Consider the following 13,342-nt stretch of genomic DNA (forward strand, 5'->3'; position numbering starts at 1 on the left):
AATAAATCTGGTTTGTTTAAAAATACTTTACTTTAAAAAAATTAAAATAAATACAATGACTTTAATTATTTAACGCCATTGCATTCGTTGTAATCTTACAGCATTCAAAATTGCTAATAACGCAACACCTACATCAGCAAATACAGCTTCCCACATTGTTGCTAAACCACCTGCACCTAATATTAAAACAACTATTTTAACACCAAAAGCTAAAATGATATTCTGCCAAACAATTTTTCGAGTAGAACGACTAATTTTTATTGCTTTAACTACTTTTGAAGGTTGGTCTGTTTGGATAATGACATCAGCAGTTTCAATGGCAACATCACTTCCTAAACCTCCCATTGCAATACCTACATCACTTGCTGCTAAAACTGGTGCGTCATTAATACCATCGCCAATAAAGGCTATTTTATTTTTGGAATTTTGTTTTAAAGTTTCAACTTCATTCAATTTATCTTCGGGTAATAAACCACCTTTTGCTTTTTCAATGTTTAATTGAGAAGCTACTTTTTGAGTAATGGAATCTTTATCCCCGGAAAGCATCATTATTTTAGAAATACCGACTTTGTGCAAATTGGTTATGGTTTCTTTGGCATCTTCTTTCAATTCGTCTGCAATGACAACATAACCAGCAAACTTATTACCAATTGAAACTAAAACAATAGATTCTACAATAGTGTCGATTTCTTTTGCAACTTCAATATTATTGGCAGTCATTAATGCTTTGTTTCCAACTAAAACAGTTTTTCCGTTTACAATTCCTTTTAAACCTTTTCCTGCTATTTCTGAAACTTTGGTAGCATTAAAATCTGCTCCATTTGCTTTGTATTCTAAAATGGCTTTAGCAATTGGATGCGTAGATTGCTCTTCCATCGCCATTAAGTATTTCATAAATTCAGTTTCTTCCCAACTGATTGCTTTTACTTTTTTGATTTTAAAAACACCTTTGGTAACTGTACCCGTTTTATCCATAACCAACGTATTAATTTTGGTCATAGCATCAAGAAAAGAAGCACCTTTAAATAGAATACCGTTTTTTGAAGCTGCTCCTAAACCACCGAAATAACCCAATGGAATTGAAATAACTAAAGCACAAGGACAAGATATTACCAAGAAAATTAAAGCTCTATACAACCAATCTCTAAAGACATAACCATCGACAATAAAATAAGGTAATAATGTAACGCCTATGGCTAAAAACACAACAATTGGTGTGTAAATACGTGCAAACTTCCTTATGAATAATTCGGTTTTAGATTTACGAGCTGTTGCATTTTGAACCATATCGAGAATACGAGCAATGGAACTGTCTTTAAATTCTTTGGTGGTTTCAATTTCTATAACACCATTGAGATTGATACTTCCTGCAAATACTTTTTCACCTTTGGCAATGGTATCTGGTTTACTTTCACCAGTTAAAGCTGCTGTGTTAAATGATCCTTTTTCAGACAAAAAAACACCATCTAAAGGTACTTTTTCGCCAACACGTACTTGTATCTTTTCGCCAATATTTACGGCTTCAGGATTTACAGAAACATAATCTTTATTTCGATAAACTAACGCTTCCTTTGGTCTAACATCAAGCAATGCTTTAATGTTTGATTTTGCTCTATTAACTGCTGTGCTTTGAAATAATTCGCCTACTGCATAAAATAGCATTACTGCAACACCTTCAGGATATTCACCAATAATAAACGCACCAATGGTTGCGATTGACATTAAAAAAAATTCTGTAAAGACATCACCTTTTTTAATACTTTTCCATCCTTCTTTTACAACAGGAAATCCAACAGGTATATATGCTATGATATACCAAACAATGCGAATCCAATCTCTAAAAAAATTAATATCAAAATAATCTAAAGTAATACCAATGATTAGCATTACAAAACTTACTATCGCTGCACTATATGCTTTAAAATTATTGGAACCTTTACTGTGATTATGACCATCATCGTGACTGTGTTCTTTTTCAGAATTAGGTTTTATATCTCTTAAATTGAGTTTCTTTTTTTTCATTGATACTTAAATTTAATTCAAAGATGCTTTAAAATTGACTGCAATGGAAGTGCATTGTTAGCTACTACATTTATCACAAATACCTTTTACAACCAAGTTGACGTTTTCAGAAACAAAACCATCAGGCACTTTTATTTGAGGTATTTTATGTTCTGTTAAACATATAGTTTCGTTACAATTATTACAATGAAAGTGTAAATGTAAATCGGTTTCAATTTCACAACTGCATCCTTGCTCACAAAGGGCATATTTAGTAATACCTGTACCGTCGTCTATTTGATGAACAATTGCTTTTTCTTCAAATGTTTTAACTGTTCTGTATAAGGTGGTTCTATCTGCTTTTTCAAAAGCATTTTCAATATCGCTTAATGTAACTGCTATTTGTTTTTGTGCAAGAAACTTATATATAAGTAATCGCATTGCTGTAACACGTATCTCTTTTGACTCTAATAATTGTTCTATAGTTTGCATAATTTAATGTTCGTGTTCTGCTTCACCTTTTTTCATTTCTGCAATAAGGTAGTAGGCATTATTATAAGCGAATTTTGTACTCGTTTCGATTTCTTTAGTAAACTCTACAGCTATCCAATTACCATCTTTAGCTCCTAAAATGACTTCGACTGGTTTGAAACTCCAATCTTCATTTTCCTTTTCTACAGAAAACACAAAATAGGTATCGCCTTCTTTTATAATGGCACTTTCTGGTAATGCTCTTGTTTTTGTATTTTCAACTTGAATTTTACCTTGGATATACATTCCTGGAATTAAATTACCTTTTTTATTTTCAATTTCTGCGTGAACGTGTACTGCTTTAGGGTTATCTTCGAATGTTTTGCTTACCGAATAGATTTCTGCAATTAATTCTTCATTTTGAGTAGATTGAACATTAAAGGTTACTTTTTGACCTTTTTTTACTTTATAAACATCTTTTTCGAAGACCATTAAATCTGCGTGGACGTGATGTGTATTTACTATTTCAAAGAGTTCTGATTGAGGTTCAACATACTGACCAGTTTTTACTTCTACCTTTTGAACAAACCCTTCAATTGGGCTACGCAATGCTACTTGTTGAGCTATTGTGCCATTACGAACCGATGTTGTACTGATATTTAGTAATTGTAGTTGAGCTGCCATTCCATTAACCATAGCCTTTGACGCTTCGTATTCTGCTTCTGCTTTTTGAAAATTTGCACCAGAGCCTACGCCAGCATTATATAATTTTTGTTGACGTTCATAATTTTTCTTTAAAAAATTGCTATTGCTATACGCATTGAGATAATTGGTTTGCATTTGAATGATATTAGGATGTGATAAATAAGCAACAACCTGACCTTTGTTTACTTTATCTCCTTCAATTACTTTAATGGAAACTACATTAGCTCCAATTACGGAAGTTATTGCTGCTTCATTTTGTGGTGGTACTTCTAACGTTCCATTGGCTTCAACATAACCACTCATATTTCGCAACGCAATGGTGTCAATTTTCATTTTTAAGGCTTCAAATTGTTGTGCTGATAGCATCACTTCTTCGTTTTCGCTATGCCCTTCATTAGTTTCAATTTTGGTTTCTTTATTATGAGAATGCCCATCTTCTTCGTTGTGTTTTTCTTTATTGCCACAGGCAGTTATTAAAAAGGTCAACATTACTATTATTAGGATATTATATGATCTGTTTTTCATAGTGTTATTATTTAAAATATTGTAATTCAAAAATGCTTTGTAAATAGTTTACCAATGCTGTTTGAGCTTCTAACTCTGATTGAATGGCTTGATTTATAAGTTGCGTAAAGGCAGAATAATCAATTTCGCCTTCTTTATAAGCAAATAAAGCGCCAGTTTTCTGTTCTTTAATAAGTGGTAATACTTCATCTTTATAAAATAGCCAAGACGTTTTCCATTTTTGGTAATTTTCTTTTGCTTGATTAAATTTAGATTGCACTTCCTTTTGTTTAAATAACATATTTACTTCTGCAATTTCTTTATTGAATTTTGCAGTTCTAATTTGTTTTCTTGTTGTACCAGAAAGAAATGGTATAGAAATACCGGCTTGATAAGTATAATAGCCTGAACTACCGTTTACTTTTTGTAAACCACCTTGAAGGTTAAACTTTGGTAAATTCTCGGCTTTAGCAGCTTTGTAATTTGCTTCTGCTTCTGCTATTTTAAGTTGAGAAACACCATACAAAGGATGAGCTTCTGCACTAAAGGCTGTTAAATCTATGTTGTTAAGGGTTTTAAACTCGTTTGGAACTGTATAGATTTTTTCAGAAACTAACCATAAATTTAATTGCTGTAAAGCAATGAGGTATTCGCTATAAGCTTGCTTTGTTTTATTTTTAATTTGTAAAGCTTGATTTTTAGCTGCTGAATATTCTAATTTTGATATAGCTTCTACTTCATAATTTAACTCAACAGCTTTTTTAAAATTGGTGTAAATAGCATTCAATTCTTTATACAGATTATAATTCCGTTTACTTTTAAAGGCATTAGACCAGGCTTTTTTCACCTCTAATTCTAACTCCAATTCTGAAAGTTGATACGCCTTTTGCGCTAATTGAATACGTTGTTCTAATAATTTTTGCTTTGGTGCAATACCAAACACATCTATATTTGATTGGCCAACACCAATAGTTGTGTAAATACCTGAACCATCTTTAATTTCCTCACCACCTGTAAAAATTTGAGTTGAGCCAAAATCGAAAGCAGTCCCTTTTAATTGTTGCTGTTTATCAATTTCTAACTGTCTTTGTTTTAAACTAGGATAGTTCTCTTTTGACATTTTTATAGCTTCTTGTAATGAAACAATAGGCAAAGAGTCGCTAACTTGTTGTGCATTTCCTGTTATTGGAAACAAAAACATAAAAACTATAATAGCTGTTGCAGTTGCAAATTTTTTGTTTGCTTTAAATTTAAAAGACTTGTTCTCTACCCAATGGTATAAAATAGGAAGCACAAACAAGGTTAATAATGTAGAAGTTAACAGACCACCAATAACTACCGTTGCTAAAGGACGTTGTACTTCTGCACCTGCCGATGCAGAGATAGCCATTGGCAAAAAGCCTAATACATCAGTAAAAGCTGTAAGCATAATAGGTCTTATTCTTCGTTTTGTACCTTCAATAATTCTATCTTTTAAATTGGTAACGCCTTCTTCTTTTAATTCATTTAAACCACTAATCATTACTAAACCATTTAAAACTGCAACACCAAAAAGGACAATAAAACCTACACCTGCCGAAATACTAAAAGGCATATCACGAAGCCATAAGGCTATAACACCACCAATGGTTGCCATTGGAATAGCGATGTAAATCATTAAAGTTTGTGGTAGTGATTTTAGCGCAAAATATATTAACACAAAAATAAGTAGTAATGCTATTGGTACTACAGTTTGCAAGCGATTACTGGCACGTTCTAAATTTTCGAAAGCACCACCATATCTAATAAAATAACCTGAAGGCAATTGAAGATTTGCATCTAATTTTGATTTGATTTCTACTACTAACGATTTTACATCACGACCTCTTACATTAATACCTACATAAGTTCTTCTGTTAGTATTGTCTCTACTTATTTGCATAGGGCCAGCTTTGTAGCTTACGTCTGCAACTTCACGAAGTGGAATTTGTGCACCAGAAGGCAAGTTGACAAACAAGTTTTGAACATCAGTTATGTCTTTACGATTATGAGAACTTAACCTAACCACTAAATCAAATCGTTTTTCACCTTCAAAAATAACACCTGCTGTACCTCCTGCAAAGGCAGATTGTACAATTTGATTTAAAGTATTTACTTGAAGTCCGTATTGTGCTAATTTACTTCGGTTATAGGTGATTGTCATTTGTGGTAAACCTGTGGTAGCTTCCGCTTTCATATCACCAATACCTTCTGTACCTGCAATTATTTTAGATATTTCTTCTGCTTTTTGAGACAGTACATTTATATCTTCTCCATAAAGTTTAATAGCTATGTCTTCTCTAACACCTTCGAGTAGTTCGTTAAAACGCATTTCAATAGGTTGAGTAAATTCATAGTTAACACCAGGAATTATTTCAACCGCTTCTTTCATTTCTTCAATTAAATCATCTTTAGATTTAGCTGTTATCCATTCGCTTTTTGGTTTCAGAATCACAATAACATCTGCTAAATCCATAGGCATTGGGTCGGTTGGTATTTCGGCAACACCAATACGACTCACTACTTTTTCGACTTCAGAAAAATTAGCTTTTACAATTTGCTCAATTTTTGTGGTTGTTTCAATGGTTTCAGAAAGTGAACTGCCTGGTTTTAAAATAGCGTGAAACGCGATATCACCTTCATCAAGTTGTGGAATAAATTCACCACCCATTCTAGAAAACATAAAAGCGGTAATTCCGAATAAAATAACTGCGATTCCAACTATTAGTTTTCCTCTTTTTAAGGCTTTTTCTAATAAAGGTTGGTATTTACTTTCTACCCAATGCACGAACTTATCGCCATAGGATTTTTTGTCTGATTTTGGTGCTCTTAAAATAAGTGCAGACATCATAGGAACATACGTCAAACAAAGTACCATTGCACCAATCATTGCAAAAATGAAAGTCAATGCCATTGGTTTGAACATTTTGCCTTCAATCCCTTCTAAAGCTAAAATAGGAAGGAACACAATTAAGATAATTAGTTGACCGAAAAATGCCGCATTCATCATTTTTTTTGAAGCATTTGCTGCAACATTATCACGTTCTTTAGAGGTTAGCTTCTTCTTTTTTAAGATTTGTGAAGCAATCAGGAAAACGGTACTTTCTACAATAATTACAGCGCCATCGACAATAATTCCGAAATCTATTGCCCCCAAGCTCATTAAATTTGCCCAAACGTCAAAGACATTCATTAGTATAAATGCGAATAATAAGGATAGTGGAATTGTTGAAGCTACTATTAAACCACCTCTCCAATTTCCTAATAAGAAAATAAGAACGAAAATAACTATTAAAGCACCTTCAATTAAATTGGTTGCAACGGTAGATGTTGTTTCACTTATTAGTTTGCTTCTATCTAATAAAGGTTCAATAATAACACCTTCTGGTAATGACTTTTCAATTTGCGCCATTCTTTGCTTGACATTCTCGATAACATCGTTTGAATTTGCACCTTTAAGCATCATTACCAAACCACCAACAACTTCGCCTTCGCCATCTTGTGTTAATGCACCATAACGAATAGCAGAACCGTATTGAACCGTGGCAATGTCGCCTACTGTAATTGGGATGCTATTTGTGTTTTTAACCGTAATCTTTTTAATGTCTTCTAAACTGCGTACTAAACCTTCACCACGAATAAAATTGGCTTGATGATTTTTTTCAATGTATGCACCACCAGTATTTTGATTATTGGCTTGAAGTGCATTGAAAATATCGGTAATTGTTAATCCAATGGCTTTTAGTTCGTTTGGGTCTACAGCAACTTCGTACTGTTTAATTTTGCCGCCAATTGCGTTAACCTCAACAACACCTTCTACCATTGCCATTTGACGTTGAACAATCCAATCTTGCATCGTTCGTAAATCTGTAATCGAATATTTGGCTTTATATTCTTGTTTTACTTTTAGCGTGTATTGATAAATTTCTCCTAATCCTGAAGAAATTGGTCCCATTGTAGGTTCGCCAAAACCACTTGGAATTTGTTCTTTGACCTCATTTAGTTTTTCCGCCACTAATTGACGAGGAAGGTAAGTACCCATGTCATCGTCAAAAACTATGGTAACTACTGATAAACCAAAACGGGAAACGGAACGAATTTCTTGAACATCTGGTAAGTTACTCATTGCAACTTCTACAGGATAAGTTACAAATTGCTCAATGTCTTCGGTACCTAAATTTGGTGCTTGGGTTATTACTTGTACTTGGTTGTTGGTAATGTCCGGAACAGCATCTATTGGTACTTTGGTCATACTCCAAATACCTGCTCCAATAATGGTAAGCGTTAGCAACCCAATAATGAATTTATTATTGATTGAAAAATCAATGATTTTATTAATCATATTAAAATGTATTAATTCAGTTAAAAAATATAAAAGTGTGTTCGTAATTCGATTTCGCTCAATATGAGCTTCTCGTAGCTATGCTACTCGAAGACGAAAACATTAAAAAAGGATATAGCTATCCTATGAAAACTGAATTATACCCGAGGTGGTTGTAAAATGGAAGTCGTAAAATCTTTTTCTATCCCATTGTGGTAGAAAAAATCTTGGGTAGAAATAAATGTTATTTCATATTTTATGTAAGAAAACTGAAAATATGTAGCGTTTATATGACAACATTGACATATACAAAAAGGTGAACATAAATCTGAATCTTGGTGCTGATGGTCATTATCCATAGCTTGTGAAATTTCAGTTTTAACATCATTATCAGACACATCAAAATCAGCACAAGGTGCTAGATTGAGTGCGAAAATATAAATTGATAATATGAATGCTAATAATTTCATTGTAGCAAATATATAAATTATTTAATGCAATGGTTGTGCAAATAATAGGCTTTACAATAATTAAAAGGTGTTTGGTTAGTTATATTTTATAGCAAAAGAAAAAACCTTAATTTTCCTTTTGCTATAAATTACATTAAAAAATCATACTTATTTATTGATTCATTTTCATTTCGTGGTCGTATTGACAACAACCTGGTAAATTTTTATAAGCTTCTTCGCTTCCTGCTACTTTTTCAGTATCATAACCAGAAGCTGCTATTGCTTTATGAATTGCCATTGCATTGGTTTTGGTATCATCAAAAGAGACATCGATTTTCTTTTTATCTACATTCCAATTTGCACTTGCAACACCTTCAACAGCATTTACTGCTTTTTCAATGGTTTTTTTACACATACCACAATTACCTCTTACACCAAAAGACAAATCCGTCATTGCCATATCCTTTGACATTTGTGTAGTGGTTGTTTTTGTTTCTTTTTTTGTTTCGTTTTTACAACTTGTAAAACCTAATACTGCAATTACGGCTACACTTAAAATTACTTTTTTCATTGTTTTAAAATTTAATTGTTATAGTTTGTATTTAATTATTCTATTACTTGTTTTACTTCTCCACAGGTTAGCATTGCTTCGCCAAAATATGGATTGATTACTTTTTCTTCTTTGCTTAACCAATAGGCACCTTTATTACTATCTGCCATTGGACAAAACTCTACATATACCTTTTCATTGATACCAAATAGTTGCACAGCTTTAATTAAATGCGAAGACAAATGTTTAAAATGATTTCTTTGCTCTTTTATATTTGCTGCTTTAGAAATAGCAATTGTTGAAGATTTAATTTCTTTTACTAATGACATCCAATGATTATGAGCTTCATCTTTAACTAATTTCATATCCACATTATTCAAATTATCAAGTAAACTATTTGCATTTTCTGATGCTTTACTTGAGTTATCTTTAACAAACGCATCCTTTAAATTAATATAGCTTTCAAATACTTTTTTTAATTGTTTCTGAAATGCTTTTGATACTTCCAACCGTTCATTCATATTGGTATGGTCTGTATTATTTTTTGATGAATTACTATCCATTCCTAAATGCCCTTCGTGACCAGTCATTACTTTTCCACCATCTTTATTCATCATAGATTTTTTTCCTTGTAATTGTGCTGCTGCATCAACTGTAAAAGTTCCATTGGTTACAATTTCATCACCATTTTCTAAACCTTTTAATACTTTGTAATTACTACCTATTTGATTACCTAAAGTTATTTGACGCATTTCAAAAACTGGTTGGTCTGGATTGGTTTTTATATATACTACAGAGCGTTCACCTGTCCATAAAATGGCAGATGAAGGCACGAATAATGATTTTTCTTTATTAGAGGTTACCTCTTTAATTTTCCCTTCAATAAACATTCCTGGTTTAAATACTTCGTCTTTATTATTAAGCACTACTCTTAATTTAACAGTACGAGTTCTGTTATCTAAAATAGGGTCAATAAAATCTACTTTACCTTTAAATTTTTTATTAGGATAAGTATTTGTTGTTACGTTTATTTCTTGCCCTTTTTTAAATAAGTCTATTTGGTTTTCGTACACATCAAAGTTTCCCCAAACTGAATTTAAGTTTGCAATTTTTAATAGAGGTTGCCCTTGTTTTATATAATCGCCTTGCTCTACTAATTTTTCTGTTACAGTACCAGAGATAGTTGCGTAGACAGGAAAATTTTCTTTTATTTTTCCTGTTTGTTCTATTTTATTGATTTGCTTTTCAGAAAGTTTCCATAATTTTAATTTATTACGAACTGCTTTATATAATGCCGGTTGTGATTCCTTTAATGAAGCTGCTGTAATTAATTCTTGTTGTGCTGCATATAATTCTGGTGAATAAATGGTTGCTAATAATTGCCCTTTGTTTACTTTTTCTCCAGTAAAACTGACATTTAAGCGTTCAATTCTTCCAGAGAAATAACTGACTTGCACAGCATTTGCTTTTTCATTGGCAACAATTTTACCTGATAGTTTAATACCGTTATCGTCTGCTTTACTACTACCTACAATTGATGTTTGAATGTTGGCCAACGCCATTGCATTTTTTGTTAATTTGAATTGGTCTGCTGCTAAACCATCTGCTCCAGCTTCGGCAGGAATTAAATCCATACCACAAATAGGGCAATCACCAGGTTCTGGTTGCATAATTTGTGGGTGCATTGAGCAAGTCCATTTTTGATTGGTTTCTGCTATTTCATCGTGATTATGTTCAGTTTCTTTGTTTGATGAACTACCGAATAACAACCAACCTAATAATAAGCCAACTGCTAATATTACTATGTAAACTATATATTTTTTCATTTTTCTATATTTTAATATTTCTTAATCTTAATGCGTTTGCAATTACTGATACTGAACTAAAACTCATTGCTAAAGCTGCAATCATTGGTGAGAGTAATAACCCGAATATTGGGTATAAAACACCTGCTGCAATGGGCACACCCAATACATTGTATATAAAAGCAAAAAAGAGATTCTGCTTTATGTTTTTAACAACAGCGTGACTTAATTTTTTAGCTTTTACAATACCTTGTAAATCTCCTTTTACTAACGTAATTGAAGCGCTTTCAATAGCTACATCTGTACCTGTACCCATTGCAATACCAACATCTGATTGTGCTAAAGCTGGCGCATCGTTAATACCATCACCTGCCATTGCTACAACACTTCCTTTTTGTTGAAGTTTATCAATTTCATTCAATTTATCTTCTGGAAGACATTCTGCTTTATAGTGTTTAAGGTTTAATTGTTCTGCTACCGATTTTGCAGTATTTTTATTATCACCAGTTAGCATTATTACCTCAACACCATTATCTTGTAGTTGTTTAATAGCATTTTGACTTGTGGTTTTAATGGCATCGAAAATAGTTACATATCCAACAGCTTCATTATCTACTGCTATATACGATACTGTTTTACCTTGTTCTTGTTCTGCAACCACATTAGTTTCTAAATTTTTAGAAATAGTTATGGCAAACTGCTCTAATAACTTTGCATTACCTAAAGCAACTTTTTTGTTTTCAACAGTACCTATAACACCTTTTCCTGCTACAGCTTGAAAATCGTTTACTTTTGTAATTACAGTATTTTTAGATTTACCATAGTTTACAATAGCTTCTGCTAAAGGATGTTCGCTATATTGATTTAAGGAAGCAATGAAATGAAGTAGCTTTTCTTCTTTTAAATTATTAATTGAGATTACTTTTTCAACTGATGGTTTTCCTTCAGTAATCGTACCTGTTTTATCTACAATAAGCGTATCTACCTTATTCATTTTTTCTAATGCTTCAGCATTTTTAATTAATACACCAGATTGTGCACCTCTACCAACACCAACCATAACAGACATTGGTGTTGCCAAACCTAATGCACAAGGACAAGCAATAATTAATACAGCAATTGCATTTACAAAGGCAAAAACATAAGCAGGTTCTGGACCAAAAATAGCCCAAACTATAAATGTTATTACTGCAACAACTAATACAATTGGAACAAAGTATTTAGATATTCTATCTGCTAATTTTTGAATAGGTGCTTTTGAACGACTTGCATTATTTACCATATGAATAATTTGAGAAAGTAAGGTTTCGGAACCTACCTTTTCAGCTTTCATAATAAATGACTTTGTACCGTTAATTGTGCCAGAACTTACTTTATCGTCTATGCTCTTATCTACAGGAATTGGTTCTCCAGTAATCATAGATTCATCAATGCTACTATGACCTTCTACAATACTACCATCTACTGGAATTTTTTCTCCAGGCTTAACTCGTAATAAATTGTCTTTTTCAATTTTATCGATTGCAATAACTTTATCTTCTCCATTAGTAACCAATGTTGCTGTTGAAGGCACTAATTTTAGTAATTCTTTTATTGCGCCACTTGTTTGACTATGTGCTCTTGCTTCTAATAATTGACCTAATAATACTAATGTTAAAATTACCGTTGTAGCTTCAAAATAAACAAATACATTACCATCGGCTGTTTTAAAATCTTGTGGAAATACATCTGGAAATACCATTGCAAATACACTAAATAACCACGCGATACCCGAACCAATACCAATTAAAGTAAACATATTCAGGTTCATTGTTTTTATTGATGTGTAAGCACGTTTAAAGAACATCCAAGTTGCATAAAACACTACAGGGATTGATAATGCAAACTGAATCCAGTTCCATTGTTTTTGTTCTAAAACATTATATAAAGGATTATTATCTAATGCTTCTGACATTGCTATTAAAAATATTGGCACAGTAAAAATTACAGCTATCCAAAACTTTTTCAACAATTTTTTATAGGTTTTGTCTTCTTCTGAAATATCCGCTTCTAATGGCACTAAATCCATCCCACAAACAGGACAAGAACCTGCTTCGTCTTTAATTATTTCTGGGTGCATTGGACACGTAAATTGGCTACTTGTTGTAGTTAAACTTCTTTCTTCCACCAAGTCCATTCCACAAACAGGACAATCACCTGCTTTATTATATGTTTTGTCTTCTTCGCAGTGCATAGGACAATAAAATGTACCTGTTCCTTTGCCTTTAGGTTGTTCCTGCTTTTTTTCTTTATTAGGTTGGTGTTTACCTTGTTTATGAATACTATATCGACCACCATCATCTTTTAATGCTTTTTGAAATATTTCAATTGAAATATGTGATTGCATTTCAATAATAGCTTCTGATTTTTCTAAATTGACTTTTACGTTTGAAACATCATCAACTTTTGAAAGTGTTTCTTCTACGTGACTGCGACAACCGTTGCAAGTCATTCCGTGTATATGATATGTGTGTTTCAT

Annotated in this window: 8 protein-coding genes; all 8 read right to left on the reverse strand. The window is 32.3% G+C overall.

Annotated elements, in window-relative coordinates; genetic code table 11:
• Positions 1–69: 69 nt before the first annotated feature.
• The 8 genes from L1S33_RS08355 to L1S33_RS08390 all read right to left on the reverse strand — a co-directional run bounded on the left by L1S33_RS08355 (position 70) and on the right by L1S33_RS08390 (position 13,342).
• A complete protein-coding gene (locus tag L1S33_RS08355; protein ID WP_215968336.1) occupies positions 70–2,022 on the reverse strand; it encodes a heavy metal translocating P-type ATPase in 1,953 nt (650 codons plus the stop codon).
• Positions 2,023–2,079: 57 nt separating this feature from the next.
• A complete protein-coding gene (locus L1S33_RS08360; RefSeq protein WP_215968335.1) occupies positions 2,080–2,493 on the reverse strand; it encodes a Fur family transcriptional regulator in 414 nt (137 codons plus the stop codon).
• A gap of 3 nt (positions 2,494–2,496) precedes the next feature.
• On the reverse strand, positions 2,497–3,702 hold the full coding sequence (locus L1S33_RS08365; RefSeq protein WP_215968334.1) for an efflux RND transporter periplasmic adaptor subunit: 1,206 nt from the start codon (positions 3,700–3,702) through the stop codon (positions 2,497–2,499).
• A gap of 7 nt (positions 3,703–3,709) precedes the next feature.
• On the reverse strand, positions 3,710–8,041 hold the full coding sequence (locus L1S33_RS08370) for a CusA/CzcA family heavy metal efflux RND transporter (protein WP_215968333.1): 4,332 nt from the start codon (positions 8,039–8,041) through the stop codon (positions 3,710–3,712).
• A 137-nt stretch (positions 8,042–8,178) separates the two neighbouring features.
• Positions 8,179–8,490 (reverse strand): DUF6660 family protein, encoded by a 312-nt coding sequence (locus L1S33_RS08375; protein ID WP_068704622.1) that lies wholly within the window; start codon positions 8,488–8,490, stop codon positions 8,179–8,181.
• A gap of 151 nt (positions 8,491–8,641) precedes the next feature.
• Positions 8,642–9,040, reverse strand: coding sequence for a heavy-metal-associated domain-containing protein (locus L1S33_RS08380; protein WP_215968332.1), 399 nt, complete (start codon positions 9,038–9,040; stop codon positions 8,642–8,644).
• 35 nt (positions 9,041–9,075) lie between these two features.
• Entirely contained in the window at positions 9,076–10,845 is a 1,770-nt protein-coding gene (locus L1S33_RS08385) for an efflux RND transporter periplasmic adaptor subunit (protein WP_215968331.1), read from the reverse strand.
• 4 nt (positions 10,846–10,849) lie between these two features.
• Complete coding sequence (locus L1S33_RS08390; protein ID WP_215968330.1) at positions 10,850–13,342, reverse strand: heavy metal translocating P-type ATPase; 2,493 nt, start codon at positions 13,340–13,342, stop codon at positions 10,850–10,852.

This window comes from Tenacibaculum aquimarinum (assembly GCF_022478115.1).
GTDB lineage: Bacteria > Bacteroidota > Bacteroidia > Flavobacteriales > Flavobacteriaceae > Polaribacter > Polaribacter aquimarinum_A.